This is a genomic window from Micromonospora solifontis (genome assembly GCF_003725545.1).
Lineage (GTDB): Bacteria > Actinomycetota > Actinomycetes > Mycobacteriales > Micromonosporaceae > Micromonospora > Micromonospora solifontis.
On sequence record NZ_RJLN01000039.1, the window covers coordinates 24,891 to 50,190 of the forward strand.

Annotated in this window: 24 protein-coding genes; 12 read left to right on the top strand and 12 right to left on the bottom strand. The window is 70.9% G+C overall.

Translation table 11 applies throughout. The features are described from left to right. Positions 1–6: 6 nt before the first annotated feature. Positions 7–462, bottom strand: a complete 456-nt coding sequence (locus tag EFE23_RS15415) for a MarR family winged helix-turn-helix transcriptional regulator (protein ID WP_233601000.1) — start codon at positions 460–462, stop codon at positions 7–9. Between the two features lie 103 nt (positions 463–565). On the opposite strand from EFE23_RS15415, the gene EFE23_RS15420 reads away from it, so the two are divergent. From EFE23_RS15420 to urtE, 6 genes are all read left to right on the top strand, one after another. Then, complete coding sequence (locus EFE23_RS15420; protein ID WP_123241622.1) at positions 566–1,648, top strand: substrate-binding domain-containing protein; 1,083 nt, start codon at positions 566–568, stop codon at positions 1,646–1,648. A 401-nt stretch (positions 1,649–2,049) separates the two neighbouring features. Then, positions 2,050–3,294 carry an urea ABC transporter substrate-binding protein gene (urtA, locus tag EFE23_RS15425; protein ID WP_199737091.1) on the top strand — a complete coding sequence of 415 codons (1,245 nt, stop codon included), beginning with the start codon at positions 2,050–2,052 and terminating at the stop codon, positions 3,292–3,294. A 76-nt stretch (positions 3,295–3,370) separates the two neighbouring features. Then, positions 3,371–4,258, top strand: a complete 888-nt coding sequence (gene urtB, locus EFE23_RS15430; RefSeq protein ID WP_123241624.1) for an urea ABC transporter permease subunit UrtB — start codon at positions 3,371–3,373, stop codon at positions 4,256–4,258. Then, positions 4,255–5,442 (top strand): urea ABC transporter permease subunit UrtC, encoded by a 1,188-nt coding sequence (gene urtC, locus EFE23_RS15435; RefSeq protein ID WP_123241625.1) that lies wholly within the window; start codon positions 4,255–4,257, stop codon positions 5,440–5,442. The genes urtB and urtC overlap by 4 nt, the downstream gene beginning before the upstream one ends. Before the next feature lie 110 nt (positions 5,443–5,552). After that, the gene (urtD, locus tag EFE23_RS15440; protein ID WP_123241643.1) at positions 5,553–6,329 is read left to right on the top strand and encodes an urea ABC transporter ATP-binding protein UrtD; all 777 of its coding nucleotides are present in this window, start codon (positions 5,553–5,555) and stop codon (positions 6,327–6,329) included. Then, on the top strand, positions 6,329–7,021 hold the full coding sequence (urtE, locus tag EFE23_RS15445) for an urea ABC transporter ATP-binding subunit UrtE (RefSeq protein WP_123241626.1): 693 nt from the start codon (positions 6,329–6,331) through the stop codon (positions 7,019–7,021). Before urtD ends, urtE begins: the two co-directional genes overlap by 1 nt. Positions 7,022–7,175: 154 nt before the next feature. Here the strand turns inward: urtE and mhpA (EFE23_RS15450) are convergent, their stop codons facing one another. The 5 genes from mhpA (EFE23_RS15450) to EFE23_RS15470 are packed head-to-tail and all read right to left on the bottom strand — an operon-like array spanning position 7,176 to position 12,976. Further along, positions 7,176–8,684: a bifunctional 3-(3-hydroxy-phenyl)propionate/3-hydroxycinnamic acid hydroxylase MhpA gene (gene mhpA / locus EFE23_RS15450; RefSeq protein ID WP_123241627.1), complete on the bottom strand. Its 1,509-nt coding sequence runs from the start codon at positions 8,682–8,684 to the stop codon at positions 7,176–7,178. After that, entirely contained in the window at positions 8,681–9,034 is a 354-nt protein-coding gene (locus EFE23_RS15455; protein ID WP_123241628.1) for a DoxX family protein, read from the bottom strand. The genes mhpA (EFE23_RS15450) and EFE23_RS15455 overlap by 4 nt, the downstream gene beginning before the upstream one ends. Next, positions 9,031–10,911: an acyl-CoA synthetase gene (locus tag EFE23_RS15460; RefSeq protein ID WP_123241629.1), complete on the bottom strand. Its 1,881-nt coding sequence runs from the start codon at positions 10,909–10,911 to the stop codon at positions 9,031–9,033. Before EFE23_RS15460 ends, EFE23_RS15455 begins: the two co-directional genes overlap by 4 nt. Further along, positions 10,908–11,846: a fumarylacetoacetate hydrolase family protein gene (locus tag EFE23_RS15465; RefSeq protein ID WP_123241630.1), complete on the bottom strand. Its 939-nt coding sequence runs from the start codon at positions 11,844–11,846 to the stop codon at positions 10,908–10,910. The genes EFE23_RS15460 and EFE23_RS15465 overlap by 4 nt, the downstream gene beginning before the upstream one ends. After that, positions 11,843–12,976: a VOC family protein gene (locus EFE23_RS15470; protein WP_123241631.1), complete on the bottom strand. Its 1,134-nt coding sequence runs from the start codon at positions 12,974–12,976 to the stop codon at positions 11,843–11,845. Before EFE23_RS15470 ends, EFE23_RS15465 begins: the two co-directional genes overlap by 4 nt. Positions 12,977–13,117: 141 nt before the next feature. On the opposite strand from EFE23_RS15470, the gene EFE23_RS15475 reads away from it, so the two are divergent. Next, positions 13,118–13,762: a TetR/AcrR family transcriptional regulator gene (locus EFE23_RS15475; RefSeq protein WP_123241632.1), complete on the top strand. Its 645-nt coding sequence runs from the start codon at positions 13,118–13,120 to the stop codon at positions 13,760–13,762. Positions 13,763–13,791: 29 nt separating this feature from the next. Here the strand turns inward: EFE23_RS15475 and EFE23_RS15480 are convergent, their stop codons facing one another. From EFE23_RS15480 to EFE23_RS15500, 5 genes are all read right to left on the bottom strand, one after another. Beyond that, positions 13,792–14,838: an FUSC family protein gene (locus tag EFE23_RS15480; protein ID WP_233601001.1), complete on the bottom strand. Its 1,047-nt coding sequence runs from the start codon at positions 14,836–14,838 to the stop codon at positions 13,792–13,794. A 179-nt stretch (positions 14,839–15,017) separates the two neighbouring features. After that, on the bottom strand, positions 15,018–16,568 hold the full coding sequence (locus tag EFE23_RS15485; protein WP_123241633.1) for a long-chain-fatty-acid--CoA ligase: 1,551 nt from the start codon (positions 16,566–16,568) through the stop codon (positions 15,018–15,020). A gap of 33 nt (positions 16,569–16,601) precedes the next feature. Beyond that, positions 16,602–18,206 (bottom strand): bifunctional 3-(3-hydroxy-phenyl)propionate/3-hydroxycinnamic acid hydroxylase MhpA, encoded by a 1,605-nt coding sequence (mhpA, locus tag EFE23_RS15490; RefSeq protein WP_123241634.1) that lies wholly within the window; start codon positions 18,204–18,206, stop codon positions 16,602–16,604. Continuing rightward, a complete protein-coding gene (locus tag EFE23_RS15495) occupies positions 18,203–19,189 on the bottom strand; it encodes a VOC family protein (RefSeq protein WP_123241635.1) in 987 nt (328 codons plus the stop codon). Before EFE23_RS15495 ends, mhpA (EFE23_RS15490) begins: the two co-directional genes overlap by 4 nt. Further along, positions 19,186–20,046 (bottom strand): alpha/beta fold hydrolase, encoded by an 861-nt coding sequence (locus EFE23_RS15500; RefSeq protein ID WP_233601002.1) that lies wholly within the window; start codon positions 20,044–20,046, stop codon positions 19,186–19,188. The genes EFE23_RS15495 and EFE23_RS15500 overlap by 4 nt, the downstream gene beginning before the upstream one ends. Positions 20,047–20,164: 118 nt before the next feature. Here EFE23_RS15500 and EFE23_RS15505 point away from each other — a divergent pair, with 118 nt between their 5' ends. Genes EFE23_RS15505 through dmpG form a run of 4 tightly spaced genes read left to right on the top strand, consistent with a single transcriptional unit; the run spans position 20,165 to position 23,580 of the window. Continuing rightward, a complete protein-coding gene (locus EFE23_RS15505; RefSeq protein ID WP_123241636.1) occupies positions 20,165–20,809 on the top strand; it encodes a TetR/AcrR family transcriptional regulator in 645 nt (214 codons plus the stop codon). Next, positions 20,806–21,603 carry a 2-keto-4-pentenoate hydratase gene (locus EFE23_RS15510; protein ID WP_123241637.1) on the top strand — a complete coding sequence of 266 codons (798 nt, stop codon included), beginning with the start codon at positions 20,806–20,808 and terminating at the stop codon, positions 21,601–21,603. The genes EFE23_RS15505 and EFE23_RS15510 overlap by 4 nt, the downstream gene beginning before the upstream one ends. A gap of 16 nt (positions 21,604–21,619) precedes the next feature. Next, entirely contained in the window at positions 21,620–22,558 is a 939-nt protein-coding gene (locus EFE23_RS15515; RefSeq protein ID WP_123241638.1) for an acetaldehyde dehydrogenase (acetylating), read from the top strand. Next, complete coding sequence (dmpG, locus tag EFE23_RS15520; RefSeq protein WP_123241639.1) at positions 22,555–23,580, top strand: 4-hydroxy-2-oxovalerate aldolase; 1,026 nt, start codon at positions 22,555–22,557, stop codon at positions 23,578–23,580. Before EFE23_RS15515 ends, dmpG begins: the two co-directional genes overlap by 4 nt. A gap of 47 nt (positions 23,581–23,627) precedes the next feature. On the opposite strand, the gene EFE23_RS15525 is transcribed toward dmpG, so the two are convergent. Next, on the bottom strand, positions 23,628–24,803 hold the full coding sequence (locus EFE23_RS15525) for a low temperature requirement protein A (RefSeq protein WP_123241640.1): 1,176 nt from the start codon (positions 24,801–24,803) through the stop codon (positions 23,628–23,630). A gap of 222 nt (positions 24,804–25,025) precedes the next feature. Between EFE23_RS15525 and EFE23_RS28950 the strand changes: the two genes are divergently transcribed. After that, a partial coding sequence (locus EFE23_RS28950; RefSeq protein ID WP_204348484.1) for a zinc finger domain-containing protein occupies positions 25,026–25,300 on the top strand: 275 nt, incomplete at its 3' end.

Consider the following 25,300-nt stretch of genomic DNA (forward strand, 5'->3'; position numbering starts at 1 on the left):
CGGGGGTCAGCGGCGAAGGCCGGCCGCCTCGGCGTGGTCGCGGCGACCCGCCGGGTCCAGTCGGGCGATCAGGTCGGCGAGGTGGTCGAGCAGGGCCGTGTCGGCCGGCACGCCCGCCTCGAGGAGGTTGGTCCGGACCCGCTCGTCGAGGCGGGCGTGCTCGCGGCGGCCCCGGGCGGTCAGGTAGGCCCGGATCCGCCGGCGGTCCAGCGGGTCGATCCGCCGAAACACCAGGTTACGGTCGACGAGCTGGTCGACCAACTTGGTGAGGGTCCCCGGCGGCAACGACGCCTCGGCGGACACCTCGCTCATCGGATGGCCTAGACCGTCAGCGAGCAGGCAGAGCACCCGCCACGCCTCGGTGGTCAGGTCGTCATCGGCCAGAACGGCGGCCAACCGGCGGGAGAGCAGCCGTTCGGCGCGGGTGAGCGAGCGCAGCAGATCGGCTGGCGCCCCGGGCATGTCTGACATGGAACTCCCTGGGCCGGTGGCTGTCATGGTAGCGACTCGTCCCGGTCCGTGGTGAGCTATGGTTTTCCCACCTCGGCCGGGCAATCATGGGCTCATGTCCGCGCCGGCACCGCCGTGGCTCACCGTCGATCGGGCCGTGGTCAGCATCGCGCTGGTGTACCCGATGCGCGGGCCGGCGGGAATGTTCGGCCCGACCTGCGAACTCTGCGCCCAACTCGCGGTCGAGGAGATCAACGCCGGTGGCGGGGTGTTGGGCCGCGAGGTGCGGCTGGTGCCGGTCGACGGTGGCGCCCCGCCGGCTGAGGTGGCCGCCCAGGTGGAGGCGCTGGTGTCGGTGGGTGCCGTGCAGGGCGTCACCGGTTGGCACATCTCCTCGGTGCGGCAGGCGCTCGCGCCCCGGGTCGCGCACCGCGTGCCGTACGTCTACACCGCCCTGTACGAGGGCGGTGAGCGTACCGAGGGGGTCTATCTGACCAGCGAGACTCCGGACGCCCAACTGTGGCCCGCGATGCGGCTGCTCGCGGGGGAGCAGGGCGTGCGCCGCTGGTTCGTGGTCGGCAACGACTACGTGTGGCCCCGGCGCACCGCGCGGGCGGCCCAGCGGTACGCGCTGCGCGACGGTGGTCGCGTGGTGGGGCAGGCGTTCCTACCGCTGGAGACGCACGACTTCGACGACGTGTTACGCCGGATCGAGCGCAGCGAGGCCGACGCCGTGGTGATGCTGCTCGTCGGCGCGGACGCAGTGCGGTTCAACCGGGCGTTCGCGCGTGCCGCGATGGACCAGCGTTGCCTGCGGCTGAGCACCCTGATGGACGAGAACATGCTGCTGGCCAGCGGGGCGGGCGCGACGCGTCGGCTCTACAGCACGGCGGGCTTCTTCGCCGGCCTCGTGACGCAGGAGAACCTCGACTTCCACGGCGAGTTCGCCCGCCGGTTCGGGGTGGAGGCGCCGCCGCTGGGCAGCCTGGGGGAGTCCTGCTACGAGGGGGTGATGCTGCTCGCCGCCCTGATCGGGCAGGCCCGCACCCTCGACGTACGGGCGATCGAGACGGCTGCCGACACGGTGGCGTACCACGGGCCGCGCGGTCGGCTGCGGCTGCGTCGACGGCACGTGCGTCAGCGGATCTACCTCGCCGAGGCCGACGGTCTCGAATTCACCGTGCTCGCCCAGATCTGACCGCCCGGTACAGACCCTTGACACGTCCACCCGGCCCGGCCCTAAGATACTTCCTGCGTGAAGTATCCGTCCAGGGGGCGGATACCACGAATGTCTGTCCACCGTCGGCGGAATCTGTCCGCCGACCATTGTGGTGGCAATTCTCTTCGAACTAATCACGGCTGAAACCATCCCGCGTGGGACGGTGTCAGTCGTTGTGGCATGCGCTCTCTCCACGTGCGTGGGAAACAGTCAATTAAGGACTGGGAAACACGCACGCAATCATGCCGGTCGACGCTTTGCGTGCCCGTAGCCGATGCGATGACCACAGGCGACGTCCACCCGTCGACCTCGGCATCGCCAACTTCACCGGACCGCACCGACCGTCCTTTCGCTACTTGAGCCCACCGCAGGGAGATTAGATGTCACTTCTTTGGGGCCGCCGCATCCTGGCGGGCGCCATGACCCTCGTCGCCGCGGCGGCCATGACCGCGTGCGGCAGCAAGACCAGTGACGAGGGCGGCACGGCCGGCGTCACCGCCGACGTCTCCGGCGACACCGTCAAGGTGGGCCTGCTCAACTCGCTCTCCGGCACCATGGCGATCAGCGAGGTCACCGTCCGCGACTCCATCATGCTCGCCGTCGAGGAGATCAACGCCGCCGGCGGCGTCCTCGGCAAGAAGATCCAGCCGGTCGGGGAGGACGGGGCCTCGGACTGGCCCACCTTCGCGGAGAAGGCCGAGAAGCTCCTCTCCGAGGACCGGGTGGCCGCCGTTTTCGGCTGCTGGACGTCGGCCAGCCGCAAGGCGGTCAAACCGGTGTTCGAGAAGAACAAGGCGCTGCTGTTCTACCCGGTGCAGTACGAGGGTCTGGAACAGTCGCCCTACATCTTCTACACGGGCGCGACGACCAACCAGCAGATCGTCCCCGGGCTCGACTACCTCAAGGCCCAGGGAACGAAATCCATCTACCTGGTCGGCAGCGACTACGTCTTCCCACGGACGGCCAACAAAATCATCAAGGCGTACGCGGCGGCGAACGGGATGACCGTGGTCGGCGAGGACTACGCGCCGCTCGGGTCCACCGAATTCGGCACCATCGTCAACAAGGTCAAGTCGTCCGGCGCGAACGCGGTCTTTAACACCCTCAACGGCGACAGCAACGTGGCCTTCTTCAAGGAGTACAAGTCGGCCGGGCTGACCGCCGCCGCGATGCCGGTGGTGTCGGTGTCCATCGCCGAGGAGGAGGTCAAGAGCATCGGCACCCAGTACCTGGAGGGTCAACTGACCGCCTGGAACTACTACCAGACCACGCCCGGCGCGGCGAACAGCAAGTTCGTCGCCGCGTACAAGGCGAAGTACGGCGCGGACAAGCCGACGAGCGACCCGATGGAGGCCGCCTACGTCAGCGTCTACCTGTGGAAGGCGATGGTCGAGAAGGCCGGCTCGTTCGACGTCGAGAAGGTCCGCGGCGCCTCCGACGGAATCACCTTCGACGCGCCGGAGGGCCTGGTCACGGTCGACGGCAAGACCCAGCACATCGCCAAGACCGCCCGCATCGGCAAGATCGGCGCTGACGGCCTGATCACCGAGGTGTGGAACTCCGGCAAGCCGGTCGCGCCGGACCCGTACCTCAAGACCTATCCGTGGGCGAGCGGCCTGAGCTGACGACGCCGGCCCCGGGCGGGCACCGCGACGACGCGCCCCGCCCGGGCCCCCGACCAGCAGTACGGGAGTACCCACCGTGACAGTCCTCTTCGGTCAACTCTGCACCGGCATCAGCATCGGCGCGGTGCTGCTGCTCATCGCGCTCGGGCTGGCGCTGACCTTCGGCCAGATGAACGTCATCAACATGGCGCACGGCGAGTTCATCATGGCCGGCGCCTACACCACGTACGTGCTGCAACAGAGCATCACCGGCGCCGGCCTGTCGCTGCTGGTCGCGCTGCCGGTGGCGTTCGTGGTCGCCGGCACGATGGGGGTGCTGCTGGAGATCCTGCTGATCCGCCGGCTCTACGCCCGCCCCCTGGACACCCTGCTGGTCACCTGGGGCGTGTCCCTGATGCTGCAACAGCTCGCCCGGGACATCTTCGGCAGTCCGAACGTGCAGACCCGCGCTCCGGACCTGCTCACCGGCAACGTGGCGGTGCCCGGCGGGCTGACGGTCGCCAACAACCGGCTGTTCATCCTGGCCCTCGCCCTGGCCGCCGTCGTCGCCCTCACCCTGGCGCTGCGGCTCACCCCGCTGGGCCGTCGGATCCGCGCGGTCGTGCAGAACCGCGACCTCGCCGCGGTGTCCGGCATCCCCACCGCCCGGGTCGACCGGGCGACCTTCTTCCTCGGCTCGGGCCTGGCCGGGCTCGCCGGGGTGGCGCTCACCCTGCTCGGCCCGATCGGCCCGACCATGGGCACCAACCTGATCATCGACGCCTTCCTGGTCGTCGTGGTCGGCGGGATCGGCCAGCTCAAGGGCAGCGTGATCGTCGCCTTCGCCCTCGGGATCCTCCAGGCCACCGGCGAGTACCTCACGACCCTCAGCGTCGCCAAGGTGATCGTCTTCGTGGCGATCGTCGCGTTCCTCCAGTGGCGGCCACAGGGCCTGTTCACCCTGCGGACCAGGAGCCTCGCATGACCGCCGTGACACCCGCGCCGCCGAGCACCGCCAGCGCACCGGCCCCGGCCGACAGCGCGCCTCCGAGCCGGTCCGGTGGCCGGTCCCGGCTGCGCGCGGCGGTGGGGTTCGCGTTCGGCGCGGCGCTGCTGTTCGCCGTCGCGCCGCTGGCGCTGTCGGACTTCCGGCTGGCCCTGCTCGCCAAGTACCTCTGCGTCGCCATGGTTGCCGTCGGCATCGGCATCGCCTGGGGGCGCGGCGGCATGCTCACCCTCGGCCAGGGCGTCTTCTTCGGCCTGGGCGGCTACGCGATGGCCATGCACCTCAAGCTCGCCGACGCGGGTCCCGGTGGGATGCCCGACTTCATGCAGCTGTACGGGCAGCTCGACGAACTGCCCGTCTGGTGGCGGCCGTTCGCCAGCCCGTGGTTCGCGCTGCCGGCCACGGTGCTGCTGCCGATGGCCTTCGCCTTCGGGCTCGGCTCACTGGTGTTCCGCCGCCGCGTGCGGGGCGCGTACTTCGCCATTCTCAGCCAGGCCCTCGCCGCCGCCCTGGTGATCCTGTTGATCGGCCAGCAGGGGACCACGGGCGGCACCAACGGGCTCACCGACATCCAGGGCTTCTTCGGTTACGACCTGGACGACCCGGTCAACCAGCGGACGGTCTACTTCATCATCGCCGGCGTCCTGCTCGCGCTGCTCGCGCTGGCCCGCCAGCTCATCCACAGCCGCTACGGGGAATTGCTGGTGGCGGTGCGGGACAGCGAGGAGCGGGTCCGTTTCCTCGGCTACGACCCGGCGTCGGTCAAGCTCGTCGCCTACGTGGTGGCGGCGGGCATGGCGGGCCTCGCCGGGGCGCTGTTCGTGCCGGCGGTGGGCATCATCTCGCCCGCCCTCATCGGCATCGTCCCGTCGATCGAGTTCGTCATCGGTGTGGCGGTGGGCGGCCGGGCCACGCTGCTCGGGCCGGTGCTCGGCGCGGTGGCGGTCGCCTGGGCGCGTACCGCCCTTTCCGAACGTTTCCCGGGCACCTGGACGTACCTGCAGGGTCTGCTCTTCGTGGTGGTGGTGGCGTTCCTTCCCGGCGGCCTTGCGGCGCTGTGGGCGCTGGCCCGCCGCCGCGACGTCGGCGAGGAGCAGAGCCGGCGCGGCTGGTCAGCGCTGGGCCGACGACGCGCCGAGCGGGCGGAGGTGCCGACGGCATGAGTGAACGCACCGAGCGTAGCGAGGGCCGTGGGCGCATGCCCGGCCAGCACGGCATGAGTGAACGCACCGAGCGCAGTGAGGGCCGTGAGCGCATGCCCAGCCGGCACGGCATGAGTGACGACCGACTGGACGGGCTGTCCGTCCGTGACGTGCGGGTCAGCTTCGACGGCTTCACCGCAGTCGACGGCGTCTCGCTGGAGGTGCCCGCCGGTGACATCCGGTTCCTGATCGGCCCGAACGGTGCCGGCAAGACCACCCTGGTCGACGCGATCACCGGTCTGGTGCGGGCCACCGGCTCGGTGTGCTTCGGCGACCAGGAGCTGCTGGGTCGCCCGGTGCACCGGATCAGCCGGCTCGGCATCGGCCGGACGTTCCAGACGTCGACGATCTTCGAGGAGCTGTCGGTCGTGCAGAACCTCGACATCGCGGCGGGCGGCCGCCGCAGCTGGGCCACCCTGGCCCGGCGTCGGCGGGGGATCCCCGACGAGGTGGCCGCCGCGCTGGAGACCATCGGGCTGACCGGCCGGGCCGACCAGCTCGCCGGCACGCTCGCGCACGGCCAGAAGCAATGGTTGGAGATCGGCATGCTGCTGGTGCAGAACGCGCGGCTGCTGCTGCTCGACGAGCCGGTCGCCGGGATGAGCCACGAGGAGCGCGACGCCACGGGCGCCCTGCTGGAGACGGTGAGCCGGGATCGCACGGTGGTGGTGATCGAGCACGACATGGACTTCCTGCGTCGCTTCGCGCGCAGCGTCACCGTGCTGCACGCGGGGAGGGTGCTCAGCGAGGGCACGGTGGCGCAGGTCCAGGCGGACCCGCGCGTGCAGGAGGTCTACCTCGGCCACCCGGTCGACGCCGGGTCGGTCCCCAGCGGTCTGGAGGCATGATGCTGACCCTGCGTGGGGTGCACGCCGGATATGGGCGGTCCCGGGTGCTGCACGGCGTGGACCTCGCCGTCCCGCCCGACGGGGTGGCCGCGGTGCTCGGGCACAACGGCGCCGGCAAGAGCACCCTGCTGCGGGTCGCGGCGGGCCTGCTGCGCCCGACCGCCGGCACCGTCGAGCTGGACGGCGAGGACGTCACCCGTCTCGCGCCGCACGAGCGGGTGGCGCGCGGCATGGCGTACGTCCCGCAGGGCCAGCAGTGCTTCCCGCAGCTGACGGCGGCGGAGAACCTGCGCCTCGTCGCCGACGGCCGGCGCGACGGCGCGGTGGCGACGGCGGAGGTGCTGGACCTGTTCCCGGCGCTGCGTCCGCTGCTGCGGCGGCGGGCCGGGCTGCTCTCCGGTGGTCAGCGTCAGCAACTCGCCATCGCCCGGGCGTTGATCACCCGGCCGCGGCTGCTCATGCTCGACGAGCCGACCGAGGGCATCCAGCCGTCGGTGGTCGCCGAGATCCAGGAGCGGATCGTCGAGCTGACCCGGCATTCCGGCTTCAGCCTGCTGCTCGTCGAGCAGCACCTCGGGTTCGCGCTGCGGGTGGCGAACCGCTACCACGTCCTCGAATCCGGCCGGATCACCTCGCACGGCGACGGGGGAGCCACGGCGGAGCGGGAGGTGCGGGCGGCCCTCGCGGTCTGACCCGGGGCGGGTCCGCATCCGCCGCGCCGTCCGCGCCCGCGGCCCGCGGCGGCGTGGCCGGGCGACGTTCGGGAGACCGATGCCGCGGTGTGTTGTCCGGCCGGGCCGGCCGGGGAGCTCTGCCCAGCAACCGCAGGGCGCCCCGGGGCCGGGATCATCCGCCCACCGACCGCAGCGTGTCGATCGAGTGGGGGAGCGGCCGGCGGCTGGCACTGAGCACAGCGCCGTCGGGGCGCACGACGGCTGCGCGAGCGTTCCCTGTCCGGAGCCATCGGTGCAGTTCGCTGCCCGGTCGGGCGGTGATGAGCACGGCTCCCCGCCGGTGGATGTCGGCTCGTTGTGCGGCGGACGGCTCGGTGGTCGTGACGATCGCGAACCGGCCGGCGGCCACGTCGTCGAAGCGGCGGTCGCCATCGATGATCGCGTTGGGGCACAGTCGGCCGGCGAGGCTGCGGCGCAGCCGTGGCCGCATCACCAGGTCGGAGCGGTGCAGCGGGGGTGTCTGGCTGTCCGTGGCCACCTCCGTGAGGCCGGGCACGAGGTGCAGGCGCGGCGCGACCGCGCGGCGGATGATGCTGCCCAGCTCGCCGCCGGCCGTCATCGCCGTGCCGATCAGCTTCGCCAGTTTGATCATGGCCTGCGCGTGGTGCGTGCGTTCGATCTCGTACGTGTCGAGCACGGTCTCGGGCAGGGTCCCGCCAAGCACGCCGGCGAGTTTCCAGGCGAGGTTCATCGCGTCGCGCAGCCCGGCACACATGCCCTGGCCGATGAACGGTGGGGTGAGGTGGGCGGCGTCGCCGAGCAGGAACATCCGGCGGTCGCGCCACCGGTCGGCGACCTGCGCGCGGAAGGTGTACTCGGCCGCGCGGACGATCTCCAGCTCCGCGACGGGAACGGTCCCGGTCCAGGCGGAGATCAGCGGATGGAGCCGACCCATGTCGTGGAAGTCGGCGGCGGTTTCCCCCGGTGCCAGCCGGAACTCCCACCGGTGGCGAGTCTTTCCGACCTGCATGTAGGTGCCGGCGCGGGTTGGGTCGCAGAGCTGGTGCACCCCTTCCCACTGGCCGAGGTCGGCCTCGGTGACCACGTCGATGACGAGCCAGCGTTGGGTGAAACCCAGCTCCCGCATGGTCGTGCCGATGGCGGCTCTGGTGAGGCTGTTGGCGCCGTCGCACCCAAGGACGTACGCCGCGCGGACGGAGTCGGGCTCGCCCGTGGCCGGGTCGGTGAAGTCGACCCGAACCCCGCTGGCGTCCTGGGTCAACGCGGTGACCTCGGCGCCGCCGTGGAGGGTGGCGGTGCCATACCGGCCGAGATTCCGGCGGAGGATCGCCTCGAGCTCCGGCTGGTCGAACAGGCTTCCCTCGGGGTAGCCGTGCCGGCCCTGCGCGAGGTCGCGCCGGAACTCGGCCAGCACGCGCATGTTCCGGTCCAGCAGCCGCAGGCCGCGATGCGGCCGGGAGATCGCGGCGAACTCCTCGCGGAGCCCGAGGCGGGCCAGGATGCGGTGGACCTCGTCGTCGAGGGCCACGGCCCGGGGCTGGGGATAGATCGACTCCCAGCGCTCGAGGACGAGGCACTCGACGCCGTACTGGGCGAGCAGCGTCGCGGCGGTGAGCCCGGTGGGGCCCGCCCCGACGATGACCACTGGAACCGATGTCACCACGTCAGGAACTGAAGCACGAGGTAGGCGGCGACAAGGAGCCCGCAGACGAGGGCGGGTGCGTACTTCTGCGGGCCGTCTCCCTTGCGCAGGTGCACCACGAGGGCCCCGGCGAGCAGGAGCAGCAGCCCGGCGCCGGCGAGCACGCCGAGCAGCGGCTGGAACAGGCCGATGAGCAGTCCGACCGCACCGGCGACCTCGAGCAGGCCGATACGCCGATAGGCGCCCACGGTGAAACCGGCCTCCCCGGCCAGCTCCCGCATCGCTTGCAGGGCCAGAATCTTCGCCGTGCCCAGGGCGAGGAAGACCAGCGCGAGCAGCGCCGCGAGGATGGACGCAGCGAGGGTCATGAGGTAACCACCAATCGCCAATCGATGGCATAGCGGCCGAGCGTCGCCTTGACGGCGTCCTCGGCGGAGGGAGAAGTGTTGACGGTGGCCACGATGGAGCTGCCCTCGATCGTGGCCTCGATGTCCTGCACGCCGTCGATCCCGTCGAGCGCCTCGTGCAGTTCCCGGCGGACGGCATCCGCCCGCAACCCGAGCTTGTAGAGCTTGCCGACGGCGGTGAGGGGCAGTTCGTCGAGGACCGTGACGGTCCTGGGCGCGGCGGCGCGGTCGGGCACCCGCTCGCGCGCCCACGCGCCCAGTTCCTCCTCGGCGACCGTTGCGCCGGGAGTGAGGGTGACGTAGGCGACGGGTACCTCGCCGGCGTGCACGTCCGGGCGCCCGACCGCGCTGGCCGCGGTGACCTGCGGGTGGGTCAGCAACGTGTCCTCGATGGTGGCGGGGTCGATGTTGTGTCCGCCGCGGATGATGAGGTCCTTGGCCCGCCCGGCGAGATGGACGAACCCATCCTCGTCGACGCGGCCGAGGTCGCCGGTGTCCAGCCAGCCGTCGACCAGCTTGCCGAGTCCGTCCAGGACGGGGCCGTTCTCGTCCCGGTCGATGACGTAGCCGGGAAACACGGTCGGACCGCTGATCGCCAGGATCCCGGTCTCACCGACGGGCTGCTCGTCCCACGTCCCGTCCACGGCGACCACTCGCACCCGCTGGTATGGCAGGCGTTGCCCGACCGAGCCTGGCCGCGGCGCGTCGGGGAAGGTACGCGCGCTGGCGCAGGTCGCCTCGGTCAGCCCGTAGCCCTCGGTCAACGCGACTCCGGTGTGGGCCTGGAAGCTGTCCCGGACCGCGGCGGGCAGCGGCGAGGCCCCCACCATGGGAAATCGCAGGCTGCTGATGTCGGCGTCGACCGGGACCTGGGCCAGCGTGGCGTACACGGTCGGCACGGCGCTCATCGCGGCGATCCGGTAGTGCTCGGTGACCTTCCAGAATGTCCCGAAGAGCGCGGGGTCGCGGTAGCCGAGCGGGCCGGCCCACACGACGGTCTGTCCCTTGAACAGCGGTGCGAGCAGGGTGACCACGAGTGCGTTGACGTGGAACAGCGGAAGCGCCGCGAAGACCACCGTCTCCTGGTCGAACAGGTTGCTGGCGGCCAGCATCCACGCGTCGGCAACCTCGTTGGCGTGGGTGTGCGCGGCCAGTTTCGGGGCGCCGGTGGTGCCGCCGGTATGGAACATCGCGGCCAGGTCGACGGATCGGGGCAGCTCGCCGTCGAAAGCCGCGGCGTCCTGGGCCGCGGCAAGCTCGCCGAGGTAGCCGACCCGCACCCCGTCGATGGCGGGCAGCGGCTCGGGCTCGCCGTCGGCGCCGGTGGGCCGCAGCACCAGGATCACGTCGAGCAGGCCGTCGCCGGCGAGCGCCTGCGCGGTGTTCCAGGTGGCGGGTGCGAGTTCGGGTCCGGCCGTGACCAGGACGCGGGCACCGGAGCGCCGGAGGAGCTCGGCGAGGTGTTGCCGGGACAGGCCGCCGCCGAGGGGCGCCGCGATCCCGGCGAGCTGGGCGGCCAGCGTCGCGGTGATCAGCTCGGCGCAGTTGGGGGACATCAGGGCGACCGCGTCACCCCGCCGCACCCCGAGGCCGTGGAGCAGGTTCGCCACCCGGTGCACGTCGGCCAGGAGTTCGGCGAAGGTACGGCGCTGCGGCTCATTCCAGCGCGTGGCGTCCGGCAGGACGTTGAGCGCCGTACGGTCCGGCCAGCGCGTGGCCGCTCGCGCGAGCAACGCGTACGTCGATTCCGGCAGGCCCCGCGCCTCGAGCGGAACGGCCTCGATCGCGGCGAGGTCGGCGGGCGTGGCGTAGTCCGGCCACAGCAGCGGCCCGGTCATGGGGCGTACCTGACGACCGTGCGCTGGCGACCCAGGTCGATCGCGCCGTCGTCGGTGGCGATGGTGGCCTCGACGACGTCGCCGTCCTTGAGGTACCTGGGGTTGCGCGTCTGACCCTTGAAGAACATCCTCCACTTCACCGCGGGCGGCAGCAGCGAGACGAGGAACATGACCGGCTTCGGCGGCGCGCTTAGCGCGGTTCCGATGGGTGTGCCGGTCAGCAGCAGGTCGCCGGGGTCGACCCGCTGGAAGCGGGTCAGCGCCTGCAGCGCCTGGACCGGCCGGTAGATCATGTCGGCGACGGTCATGTCCTGCCGGAGCTCGCCGTTGACCCACAGCCGCAGCCGCAGGTCGGTGAACCGCTTGAGTTCGTCGGCGTCGAGCAGCACCAGCGCGGGGCCGACCGGGGTGAAGCTCGGGTAGGACTTGGCCTCGTAGAACTGGGTCTTGGGCAGCTGGACGTCACGCGCCGAGATGTCGTTGGTGACCACCAGGCCGGCGACGTAGTCGGTGAGGTTGTCGTCGGTGATGGTGGTGCCGACCGGCAGCTCGCGGCCGAAGACCAGTCCGATCTCCACCTCGTAGTCCAGCAGCCGCACATGCGCGGGGCGGACCACGTCGGCGTACGGCCCGCTGATCGAGCCGGAGGCCTTACGGAAAAAGGTCAGGGGAACGGTTGCGGGATCGCCACCACTGTCCTTGACGTGCGAGGCGAAGTTGGTCATCTGGGCGACGACGCGGCAGGGCGCCGTCACCGGGGAGACCAGCGCGAGGTCCTCGACCGGGACGGTGTCGCGGCTCGTCGCGGCCGCGGCGAGCGCCGGCCGGTCGGCCAGCAGTTCCGCGGTGGTGGTGGCGCTGGTGTGCACCTTGGCGGCGCCGGTGGGGGTGAGCACCCACCAGGCGTCGGCGGTGCGCAGGACGGAGGTGCTCATAAGGCAAACGCTTTCATCAGGCCGCGCAGGCGGTGCAGGTCGAATTCGTTGTCCTCGCGCAGCGCGCCGATGACCGCGTGCAGCTCGCGAAGCGCTTCCCGGCCGGGTCTCATGCCGAGAAAGTCCTTGGTGGCGGGCGGACCCCACTGGGCCAGCCCGGAGGCCGTCATCGGCGCCCAGCCCGGCTCGAGCGTGCAGTCGAACAGGTCGCCGTCGGTGAAGTGCTCGACCAGGAAGCCGTCCGGGTCGCGCCAGTAGTCGAAGATCTGGCTGCCCTGGATGTGCCGGCCGATTCCCCAGGACCGCCGGTAGCCCCGGTCGAGCAGGTGCTCCCCGCCGGCGGCCAGCGAGTCGAGGTCGGAGACCTGGTAGGCGGAGTGCACGTACCGGTTGGCCGGGCCGAGGGTCATCGCGAGGGTGTGGTGGTCGGTGGGTGTGCTGCCGCGGTCGCAGCGGATGAAGCTCATGACCGGGCCGCGCTCGCGCTGCCCCGGATGGTAGAGAAAGTCGCTGACGATCAGACCCAGGTGTTCGAGGTACCAGTTGAGTGTCTCCAGGTACCGGGTCGTCTGCAGTACGACGTGACCGAGGCGCTGGACCGTGGCCGGCTCCCGTGGCGGCCGCTGGGTGGCGTTCACGCGTGCGACGTCGTGCCCGATGTTGAAGGCCAGTGGCTGCTGGGTGGGCAGCGCGGGTAGCTGGTGCGTGTCCGCGACCACCCGTACCTGCACCCCGCTCGGGTCCGCCAGGTCCACGGTCACCCCGCCCAGGCTCTCCGGCAGCGGGGCGACCCTCGCGCCGATCGCCTCCGCGAGCCGCAGCACGTCCTTGGCGTCGGCTGCCTGAAAGGCGGGTCCGATGAACCGCGAGCGTGGACCCCGGCGGATGAGCGCGCAGGGGGAACCCGGGTCGGTGCCCCGCAGGTGCAGCTCGTCCGGGGTACGCAGCGACGTGCGGAAGCCGAACGCCTGGGCGAACAGCTCGGCCCGCCCCAGATCAGGCTTCTCGAACTCCAGCCAGGCCAGGTCGTGCGCCTTGACGATCGGGTTCCTTGCCCGCCCCGGGTGCTCGCCCCGCAACGCGCCGTGCTCACTGTGCAGACCGGTGTGCGGGTCGTGGTGCTCGATCATGTCCCGCTCCCTCCAAGTTGACGAAATCGTCACTTACGAGAGTAGCGTCAGTCAAGGGTGGATGACGATTTCGTCAGATCTGAGTTCCGGCTGGGTTAAGGTGGTCTCGCAGACCGGCTCGGGAGAGGTGAGCACGCAGGTATGGCCCAGCAGACCAGGCACGCACCCAACCGGCTGGAACGGCGGAAGGCGCACACCCGGTCGGCGCTCGTACGCGCCGCCCAGACCTTCATCGCGGCCGGCAAGCCAAACGTGCCGATCCTGGAGCTCACCCAGGCCGCCGACGTGGGGATGGGGTCGTTCTACAACCACTTCGACAGCCGCGAGCAGCTCATCGAGGCCGCCGTCGAGGACGCCCTCGATCGCTACGGCGCCCTGCTCGACGAGCTGACCGTGGGCCTGGACGACCCGGCCCAGGTGTTCGCACAGAGCTTCCGGCTGACCGGGCGCCTCCACCGCCGACAGCCCGAGCTGAGCAGGGTCCTGCTCAGCACCGGCCTGGCCCTCGCCGGCTCGGACAAGGGCCTCGCGCCGCGAGCCCGGCGCGACATCGAGGATGGCGCCCGCGCCGGACGGTTCCGCGTGCGCGACCCCGAGCTGGCGATGGTGATCGTGGCCGGCGCGGCGCTGTGCCTGGGGCAGCTGCTGCACGACCACCCGGAGCGTGACGACGCCGCAGCCGCCGACCAGGTCACTGAGGACGTGCTGCGCATGCTCGGCCTGCCGCCCGAGGAGGCCCACGAGATCTGCCACCGCCCGCTGCCCGACCTCGACACTCGTCCGTAGGCCAGCGTTGGTCCCGGGTCCGACGGACGCTAGAGATTGACCGCCTCCCGCACCATACGGTTGGCCGTGTCCGGCTCGTACCCGGTCGCCCGAAGTAGGTCACTCAACGCCGTGCGGAGTTGAATCACGACAGCCTGCCCGTACGACTTCAGGCCTTTGCGGCATGCCTGGCCGACCAGCCGGGCGACATCCAGCACCGCGCCGCGGGTCTGCTCGAACGGTCCAGCCTTTCGCGCCTCCCGCTGCAGCACCCGAACCGTCTCGGCGAGCCTTTCCACAGCCGCGACCAGTTCCTCCGGCACCGGCTCGTCGTACTGCAGCAAGGTCGAGGTCCAGCGGGCAATCTCCCGGCACTCGAAGGTCACCCGATCCATGTGCCGGATGCCGCGCTGGTAGCGCTGGACGTCGCGTCGGCGGGGCCAGCGCACCGGCGCGATTGTTGTCACCTCCTCGGCGCCACCCAGCGCCTCGTGCATCCGCTCGAGATCGGCATCCATGCCGCGAAACTGGTCGAGCGCCCGTACCGCGCGGTCCGGGTCTCGCGCTCTCATTGCCTCCGCGACTTCCCGAAGCTGCGCGGAGAGGGCCTCGACCAGCGGCGCGGCGGCGCGGTCAAGAGTGCGCATAGGGTTGATCGGCACCAGCAACGCGACCACCACCAACCCGACGACGGCCCCCGACCCAGCTTCGACGAGCCGCGCCCACTCCAGACCCTGCTGGACCGGTGACAGCGTGGCGAGCAGGACGGCGGTACTGCCGGCTTGGGCGACAAGCGCCCCGCTGCGCCCCGTCATCAGCAGGGCGAGGGCGATGGCCAGGGCCACCACCACGCCGATCTGCCAGGCTCCGAACCCCATATAACGCAGCAGAAGGTCGCTGATGAGCAGGCCCAGACCGACGCCGAGCATGAGTTCGACGGTACGTCGGGCGCGCTGTCCGAGTGCGGCGACGATTGTGCCGACGGCCGCGCTGGGTGCGAAGACCGGCGATGGTCGCCCCGCCACCTCGTGCGCGAGCCCCCAGGCGAGGGTGGCGGCGAGCCCGCACTGCGCCGCGATGACCAGGATGATCTCCACCTGACGTAGCCGCAGCCTGCCAGCCGCACCACCGCGGCGTCGAGCCAGCGCCGCCAGGTCTCTTGACTGCTCCATCACCTCCTCAGGTCGGGGCAGGGGGCTCCGGTCAGCGGTCATGGCGCGGGTTACCCCGCCTAACCTTCACAAACCTGCGACCTGTTCAGGTTGATTGATCAAGCTCACGCCTGGTCGCGAAGCCTGCGCTTGAGGATCTTGCCGGTGGAGGTCATGGGCAGTTCGTCTCGGAACTCGACCAGGCGGGGGTACTTGTAGCTCGCCATCCGCTCCTTGCACCAGCTCACCAACTCGCCCTCGGTCAGCCGTGATCCGGGGTCGCGAATCACGAAGGCCTTCACCTCCTCGCCGTGCGACTCGTGCGGCACGCCGACCACGGCCACGAGGCTGACGTCGGGGTGAGCCAGGATGATCTCCTCGATCTCCCGTGGGTACACGTTGAAGCCACCGCGGACGATCATGTCCTTCGCCCGGTCGACGATGAAGTAGTACCCGTCCTCGTCGCGGCGGGCGACGTCACCCGTGCGGAACCACCCGTCCCGGATCACCTCCGCGGTCGCGTCGGGACGGCCGTGGTAGCCCTTCATGACGTTGTGCCCCCGGATCGCGATCTCGCCGGACTCGCCCTCCGGGACCTCGTTCCAGTCCGTGTCGACGAGTTTCATCTGCACCCCCCAGATCGGCTGCCCGATCGAACCGGGCTTGGCCTTTCGCCCGGGGTGGTTGAACGAGGCGACGGGGCTGGTCTCGGAGAGGCCGTAGCCCTCCCGGATCCGAACGCCGTAGACCTTCTCCACCTGCTCGAGGATCTCCACCGGCAAAGGGGCGCCGCCGGAGATCGCCATCCGCAGCTTGGCCGCGATCGTCGGAGCGCTGCCGTGCTTGCCGACCACGGAGAGCAGGCCCCAGTACATCGTCGGCACGCCGGCGAAGAAGGTCACCCGCTCCCGCTCCATCAGCGCCAGTGCGGTTGCGGCGTCGAACCGGGGCAGGAGGACCAGCGTGGCGCCGCCGTACAGGCCCGCGTTCATCTGCACCGTCTGCCCGAACGAGTGGAACAGCGGCAGCGTCACCAGGTGGACGTCCTCCTCGACGGCGCCGAAGAGGCGCCAGCAGGTGAGGGCGTTCATGACCATGTTGGCGTGGGTGAGTTCGGCGCCCTTGGGCTGTCCCGTGGTCCCGCTGGTATAGAGGATCACCGCGGTGTCGGTGGCCTCGGTGACCACGGTCTCGAATCGGGGAGACTTTCCGGCGAGCGCGGCGCCCAGTGTGCGGGCATCCTCGATCGGGCTCGCCGCCTGGAGGTCCGCGGTGATGAGGAAGAAATGGTCGCACCCGTTGGCACCGCCGAACCCCTGCCAGCCCTCGACCCCCATCGGTAGTTCCGGGGTGCCCTCGAAGCAGAAGTACGCCTTGGCGCCCGAGTCCTGCAGGTGGTAGGCGATCTCACCGGCCTTGAGGAGGACGTTCAGTGGTACGACGACAGCACCCGCCTTCAGAATGCCGTAGTAGACCACGGGGAAGTAGGGGAGGTTCGGGCACGACAGCGCGACCCGGTCGCCCGGCCGGATGCCGCTCTCGGCGAGCAGGTTCGCGACCTGGTTCGCCGCACCGTCGAGTTGGGCGTACGACAGGCGGGTGTCACCGAGGACGACGGCGTCCCGGCCCGGCAGCCGTTCGGCGGTGCCTTCGAGCATGAGCGCGAGGTTGAGCATGCGGCTCTCCTTGGTGGCTTGGGAAAGGGTGCGTCAGGACATCGTCGTCGCGGCGGGCGGGGGCGCCGGTTCGCCGACCGGCATCGGCGACGCAGTGACGAACGGCGGGCGGGGCAGGTCGGCGTCACCGGCGGCAGCGGCGTAGACAACCACGTCGGGGCGCAAGGCCAGCACGGTGGCGTGGTGCCGGCGCATCCAGGGGACGAGCACGTCCTCGTCGTCCACGATGGTGCCGGGCGCGGGGGCTGAGCCCGCCGGTGTGACCTGCAGGCACCTGATGCCGCCGGCCGCCCAGGCCGGCCAAGGCCGTGCCGGGCCTGTGTGCAGCAGCACCCACCGACCGGCGAGCACGTCGTCGAGACGAGCCGGGTCACCGGCGTCGGTCTGGACCCAGGGCTGCGGGAGCTGCTTGCCCACCGCTGCGTTGCCACCGCTGTGGTCCAGCAGGCCCTTCCGGTAGACGGTGTCCGGGAACCACTTCGCCTCCTGCATGTAGGCGCGGATGGCGGGGACCCGCATGACGAGGCGGAACGCGATGTTGCGCAGAGCCGTGAGGCCGGGGCGCCGCTCGGTGATGATGCGCCCGAAGCGGACCGCCTGCGCGGTCATGTCCCGCACGTGTGGTTTGCGCTCAACCTCGTAGCTGTCCAGCACCTCATCGGTTAGCTCGCCGCGCAGGACCGCGGCCAGCTTCCAGCACAGGTTGCCCGCGTCGCGTACGCCGGAGGACATGCCCTCGCCGATCCACGGTGGCATCGCGTGTGCCGCGTCGCCGGCGAGGAAGATCCGCCCGATGCGCCACCGGGCGGCGAAGCGGACGTGGTGGCTGTAGATGACCGCCCGTTGGATCTCGACGTCGTCGGGCGTCCGGCCGTAGCGGCGCAGCAGCCGCCAGATGTGGTCGTGGCTGACCAGATCCTGTTCGTCCTCGCCGGGCAGGACGGGGAATTCCCAGCGGTGGTGGCCGAGCGGGGTCGGGCAGTCCACGGCGGGCCGGGCGGGGTCGCAGTGGAAGCGCAGTCGGTCGACGGTGTCCCAGTCCCGCTTGACCTTGGTGTCGATGACGACCCACCGGTCGTGGTAGGTACGGCCGTCGAAGCCGACGCCCAGCCGGGTCCGGATCGGGCTGGAGCCGCCGTCGGCGGCGATCAGGTACGCGCCCCGCAGGGTACGCACCGTGTCGTCGGCCAGGTCACGTGCGGTGACGGTGACGCCGGTGCCGTCCTGCTCGACGGCCGCACAGTCGTGGCCGAGCAGGACTTCGACGTTCGGGTAGCGGGCCACGCCGTCGCGGAGGACCTGCTCCGTGGCCGGCTGGTAGATGAACAGCTGCGGCGGGTGCCCGTTGCCCCGGGGGGCCGGTGCGAGGCTGAGGAACGACCGGCCGCGGGCGTCGACGAAGTCGATCGGTCGGCCGGCGAGCATGTTCTCCTTGAGCTGCTCCGCGAGGCCGATCGCCTGCCAGATCCGGATGGTCTCCTCGTCGGTGGAGATCGCCCGGGCGCGGGGGTAGATCGCGGCGTCGCGCTCGACCACGGCGACCCGTACGCCCATGCCGCCGAGCAGATTGGCGGCGGTCACGCCGACCGGGCCGTATCCGACGATGATCACGTCATATTCGTGCTGACTGGTGTTCATGGGGTGGCTCCGCTCAGTGCCGGGACGGTGATCTCCGCGCGGCGCAGCGAGGCCGCGCCGTGGCGGAACTGGTTGAGCTTGTCGATGACGGTCTGGCCTTCGGGGGTGTGCCCCCAGATGCTGATCCCCTGGTGGGTGGTGGGTTCCCAGGTGGCCTCGTCGACGACGATCGGATTCCAGCCGACCTCCCACTCGAATCCCGACGGCGTCCGGACGTAGTAGGACAGCTCCTTGTCGTTGGTGTGCTGCCCGATGCCCAGGGCCATGGTGAAGCCGAGTTGCTTGAGGCGCTGGTAGGAGGCGGTCACGTCGTGCAACGTGGCCACCTGGGTGTTGAGGTGCTGGACCGCGGTGCGGATCGGGTCGATCCGCAGACCCTCGGTGTTGGCCACGGCGATGGTGTGGTGGCGGCCGTTGACCCGCAGGAACCGGATCCGGAAGCGGACCCGGCTGATCGTCTCGACGATGAAGTCGCTCAGCCTGGCGTCGAGCAGGTTGTCGTAGTAGCGGTGGATGGCGTCCGGCTGCCGCGAGGTGATGGCGATGTGGCCCATGCCGGCGTCGCCGGTGACGAAGCCGCTCGCCTGCATGCGCAGCGGCGCGGTGGTGGTGATCGAGGTGGTGTACAGCTCTTGGACCAGGCCCTTGGGGCCGGGGAAGCGCACCAGCCGTTGCACGCCGCGCAGCGCCGCCTCCTCGCCGTGGCCGTGTTCCGGCGTGACGCCACAGGCGGTGATGCGGGCGACGATGTCATCGAACGCCTCGTGGTCGTCGACGTGCCAGCCGACCGTGGTCACGTCCTCGGCGGGACCCCGTTGCAGCAGCAGCCGGCACTCGTGGTCGTCCAGCCGGAAGCGCATCCGGTCGCGGTCGAGTTCGTCGACGTGCAGGCCGACGCCGTCGGCGCCGAAGCGGCGCCAGTCTCCGAACCGGGTGGTCTCGATGCACAGGTAGCCCAGGTGGACCTTGCCGAACACGTTCATGTGGACTCCTCGGAGAGGAAGGCGGCGGTGAGGGAGTTGAACAGCTCCGGGCGTTCCCACTGCACCCAGTGGCCGGTCCTGGCGACCAGGTACAGGTCGCAGTGCGGCATCCGCTCGGCGAGCAGCCGGCCGCCGGACGGCCGGTTGACCTTGTCGTCGGCGCCCCACAGCACGAGCGCGCGCGTGGCGGCCCGGGACAGCCGCCTGTCCCGCAGCAGATCCATCCGCAGCAGGGTGCGGAGCGAGGCTGGGCGCCGCAGCGGCGGGTCGGCGACGACCTCCGGGTCGATGCTCGCCCGGTACCGCTCCTCGATCATCTCGGCGGGGACGGCCCTGCCGTCGTAGACCAGGTCCTCGCGGATGAACCGTTCCAGCTTGGCCCGGGTCGGGCCCTCGCCGCCGTAGTAGGCGAACAGCCGCCTCAAGCCGGGCGTCGGCGGACGCCGGGTCGTGCCGATCCCGCCCGGGCCCATGAGGATCAGGCGTCCGACCCGGTCGGGCCGGTCGAGCGCCAGCCGCAGCGCGGCGGCACCGCCGTAGGAGTTGCCGACGAGGTGGGCCCGGTCGATGCCGAGCGCGTCGAGCAGGCCGCCAACCGCGCCGGCGAGGTCGCCGAACGGGTCGGACTGGTCGATGCTCTTGCTGGACCGGCCGTAGCCGGGCAGGTCCGGCACGACCACTCGGAACCGCTGTGCTAGGGCCTCGACGTTACGGGCGTAGTTAGACATCCCCGACGCTCCCGGCCCGCCGCCGTGCAGCAGCACCACCGCTTGGCCGGCTCCCCGCTCGGTGACGGCGATGTCTCGCGCGCCGACGCGCACCACGCGCTGATCTGCGGTGATTTCCTCGACGCTCACGTGACCTCCCGCAGCCCGATGGCATTAATGTAATGAGCGTTACAGTTGTAGTGACCGCTACGGTAAGCTTCACTGCTGACATCGTCAAGACATCAGCCGGAAACCTGGGAAGGGTGCGATGACGGAATCTCGCAGCGAACGCAAACGGCGGGCCAACGGCGAGGAGTCCCGCCGCCGCATCCTCGATGCGGCCGCCGAGGTCGCCGGCGTGCGTGGCTACGACGGCACCAGCATCGCGCTGGTCAGCGAGAAGTGCGGCCTGCCCGCCAGTTCGATCTACTGGCATTTCAAGAACAAGGACGACCTCATCGCCGCGGTCATCGAGCGCAGCTTCGACATCTGGGCCGACGCGCTCACCCTTCCCGGCGACGACACCGACCCGGCGCGGGAACGCGTTACGGCGCTGGCGGGTCAGGTCGCCAAGACCCTGCTGGACTCGCCCGACTTCCTCCGCCTCGGGCTCATGCTCACCCTTGAGCGCCGCCCGGAGGAGCCCAGCGCCCGGCGCATGTTCCTACAGGTCCGGGATGTCGCCCGCGCCCGGCTCGCCGCCGTGCTCGCCATGCTCGCCCCGGACGCCGACCGCGACGCGATCGACCTGGTCGCCACGTACGCCATCGCCGGCGCCGACGGACTCTTCATCGCCAAGGAGATCGGCGGCGACAGCGTCGACCTCAGGCCGCTGTTCGACCTGCACGCCCGCGCCCTCCACGACGCCCTCACCCGCCTGACCGCCGGCGGTCAGGCCACGGAGATCTCATGACCACCGGCACCGCCGATCCTGTCGCCGCCGCCTACCGCAGGCTGCGTACCGCCGCCCGGACCCGCACGCCGTGCCCGCCGGTCCGTGACCTCATCGGCCCCGACGACGAGACCCTCGCCTACGCCGTCCAGCGTCGGTTGACCGAGGCCCGGATCCGGGACGGCGGGCGGGCGGTCGGGCGCAAGGTCGGTCTCACCTCCACGGCCGTGCAGCGTCAACTCGGGGTCGACCGGCCCGACTTCGGCATGCTCTTCGAGGACATGGCCTGCTCGCAGGCCGAGGCGATCAGCCTTGACCGGCTGCTGCAACCCCGCATCGAGGCCGAGGTCGCCTTCGTCCTCGCCGACGACGTCACCGACGCGGGCATCACCGCTGCCACGGTGCGACAGCGGGTCGCCTACGCGGTGGCCGCCCTGGAGATCGTGGACAGCCGCATCGCCAGGTGGGACATCAGCTTCGCCGACACCGTGGCCGACAACGGATCCAGCGGGCTGTTCGTCCTCGGCGCCGACCGTGTTCCCCTCGGCGCCGTCGAACCGGCGGCGGTGCAGATGACCATGACCGTGAACGGCGTCCCCGCCTCGGCCGGCGCCGGCGCGGCGTGCCTCGGCGACCCGCTGGCGGCTCTCGCCTGGCTCGCGCGCACGGCCCTGGCGCACGGCGACCCGCTGCGCGCCGGCGAGGTCGTGCTCTCCGGGGCGCTCGGGCCGATGGTCCCGGTCACCCCCGGCATGCACGTCCGCGCACACCTCACCGGCCTCGGCAGCGTCGAGGCCACCTTCACCACCCCCTGACGAAAGGTGGCAGTCGATGCCGCGTACGAAGGTCGCCGTCCTTGGATCCGGCAACATTGGCACCGACCTGATGATCAAAGTTTTGCGACTGTCGGACACGCTGGAGATGGCCGCGATGGTCGGCATCGACCCGGCCTCCGACGGCCTCGCGCGCGCCCGGCGCCTGCGCGTGCCGACCACCGCCGACGGCGTCGCCGGACTTGTCGCGATGCCCGACTTCGCCGACATCGCCGTGGTCTTCGACGCCACGTCGGCGAGCGCGCACCGGACCAACGCCGCCGCCCTCGCCCCGTACGGCAAGGCGCTCGTCGACCTCACCCCCGCCGCCATCGGGCCGTACGTCGTACCGGCCGTCAACCTCGACGCGCACCTCGACGCCGGCAACGTCAACATGGTCACCTGCGGGGGACAGGCCACCATCCCCGTCGTCGCGGCCGTCTCCCGAGTGACGCCCGTGCCGTACGCCGAGATCGTCGCGTCCATCGCCTCCCGGTCCGCCGGTCCCGGCACCCGGGCCAACATCGATGAGTTCACCGAGACCACGGCGGCCGCCATCGCACAGGTCGGCGGCGCCCGGCGCGGCAAGGCGATCATCATCCTCAACCCCGCCGAGCCGCCGATGATCATGCGGGACACCGTGCAGTGTCTCATCGGCCCCGCCGACCACGACGCCGTCCGCGCCAGCATCGACCAGATGATCACGGACGTCGCCGCGTACGTCCCCGGCTACCGGCTCAAGCAGCCCGTGCAGTTCACCCCGCTGGCCCCGGACGAACCGGTGCACACCCTGCTGCCCGACGACACGACACCGGTCACCACCAAGGTGAGCGTCCTGCTGGAGGTCGAAGGCGCCGCCCACTACCTCCCGGCCTACGCCGGCAACCTCGACATCATGACCTCCGCGGCACTCCGCGTCGCCGAACGCCTCGCCGCAGCACAAGGAGCGCTCCGATGAACGCCATCACACCCGCTCGGCGCCGCCTGTTCATCCAGGACGTCACCCTGCGCGACGGCATGCACGCCACCCGGCACCGCATCAGCCCGGCCGACGTCACCCGCATCGTCACCGCCCTCGACGCCGCCGGCGTCGACGGCATCGAGGTCGCCCACGGTGACGGGCTCGCCGGCGGCAGCCTCACCTACGGCCCCGGCAGCCACACCGACCGGCAGTGGATCGAAGCCGCCGCGGCTGCGGTCACCCGTGCCCGCCTCACCACCCTGCTGCTGCCCGGTATCGGCACCATCCACGACCTCAAGCAGGCCCACGCCCTCGGCGTACGGTCGGTCCGCGTCGCCACCCACTGCACCGAGGCCGACATCGCCGCGCAGCACGTCGCCACCGCCCGGGAACTGGGCATGGACGTGTCGGGCTTCCTCATGATGAGCCACCTCGCCGAGCCCAAACAGCTCGCCGCCCAGGCCAAGCTCATGGAGTCCTACGGCGCCCACTGCGTCTACGTCACCGACTCGGGCGGCCGGCTCACCCTCGACGGCGTCCGCGACCGGGTCCGCGCCTACCGGGACGTCCTCGACCCCGCCACCGAGATCGGCATTCACGCCCACGAGAACCTGTCCCTCTCCGTGGCCAACAGCCTCGTCGCCGTCGAGGAGGGCACCACTCGCGTCGACGCGTCCCTCGCCGGGCACGGGGCCGGCGCCGGCAACTGCCCGATCGAGCCGTTCATCGCCGTGGCCACTGTGCAGGGCTGGCAGCACGGCTGCGACCTGTTCGCCCTCCAGGACGCCGCCGACGACCTCGTCCGCCCGCTGCAGGACCGACCTGTCCGGGTCGATCGGGAGACCCTCACTCTCGGATATGCCGGCGTCTACTCCAGCTTCCTGCGCCACGCCGAAACCGCCGCCCGGCAGTACGGCCTCGACGCCCGGGACATCCTGCTCGAGGTCGGCCGGCGCGCGCTCATCGGCGGGCAGGAGGACATGATCCTCGACATCGCACTCGACCTCACCCGGAGGTGACCGTCCGATAGGCCAGGCCCGTCCCGCGGTGGGCCGGCGCACCTCCGCTACAACAGCGTGGCGGGTGGCTCTAATCCCCGGCTGCGGGCGCGCACCGCGTCCGCGACGGCGACTGCCACCAGCACAGCCGTGGAGCCGGCACCGGCGACCAGCGGAGGAGTCTCCCACGCCGCCGGGATCAGCACGCCGAGCGCGAGGAGCCCGAACAGCCGTGATCGGGAGATCCGGCCGAAGACCTGCAGTTCGAAGGGAGCGCGCCCGAGCAGGAACAGGGCGGGACCGCCGAGAATGGCCACCAGCCAGTTCGGCTCCGGCCGGCCGGCGGGCTCGAAGATGTACAGCTCGAAGCCGACACCGGCGAGAACAACCCCGGAGATCATGATCAGATGAGCCATGGCGGCCGCCACGGACTGACGGGTCGGGTCCCGGGCGGCGGTGATGGCCGCGGGCAGCACCAGGCCGGCCCGGTAGAAGTAGATGCGCCAGAGCTGCACGATGCCGACGAAGGCGAGCGCGAACCCCATCGCGTGCGGGAGGGCGAGATCGCTGTCGGAGAACGCCCGGCCGGACACGAAGACCGCCTCACCCAGGCTGATCAAGAAGATCTGCTGCAACCGCTCGGCCAGGTGCTCGCCGGCGACCTGTCCGCCGGCCCACTGACGGAAGCCGACCACGAACCCGGGGAACTCGATCGCCAGCGCAACTGCCCAGAACCCGCCCCGCAACAGCGGGTCGTTCACCAAGGCCCCGGCGATCCACGGCACGCTGCTGCCGGCGAGCGACAGCAGCCCCGGTAGCGGGGACCCGCCGGTTCTCACCTGCCTGGCCAGCAAATAGAGCAACAGACGGCTGACCCGGACCGCAACCCAGGCACCGGCGAAGACCAACGCCCGCTGCTCGAACCCCTGCGGCACGGCGACCGCCATCACGGTGGCACCAGCCATCGAGGAGAACACGATGAACTGACCCGGCAGCGAATCCGGGTGTACCCGGCTGGCCAACGCGGCAGTGGTCTGCCACATGAACCACAGCCCCAGGAACAGCAGCAGGGTCTCGGCGAACCCCTTGAACCCGAGCCCCCCGGAGTGAAAGTCCTCGAGGAGCCGAAAGCTGATCCGATTGAGCGCGAAGACGAAGACGAGATCGAAGAACAGCTCGAGGACGGTCGCCCGGTGCCAGCTCTTCTTCTCCCGTACGCGCCGATCGCTGCCCGGCTCAACCATCCGTCATCAGTCTGGTTGGCCGCGGTAGGCGCGCACGGCGTCTGCCTGCCCCGGCAATCCGACACCTCGAGCCACCGAACACGAGGCGGAGTATCCGCGGCGGGAGGCAATAAACCTGCCATTCCCGACATCGACCGTGCCTGCTGCTCGCTGACCGGGAGCTTGCGGCCGCGGTCGCGGCTTGGCCGGTTTCATCCCACCCCTCCCGGGAAGGCGCAGCGCATGTCCTCTGATCCGGGCGCATCGGCAAGGCGCAACCTGGAGCGGGCGCGACAGTCGGTTCAAGAGATCCACAGGGCCGCTGTCCGGCACCGCGACCCGAGGCTGCACGAGCTGGCCGACGAGATCAGCGAGATCGCCATGACCTTGGGCCACGACGCCGGCCCGGTGCAGGAGTGGCGGCCGTGTCCGGTGTGCGCAGCCCAGCCAGGGTCGCACTGCCTCAATACGCCGGGGAACAAGATGGTCGACGGGATGCACCCGGAACGGACCAAGCT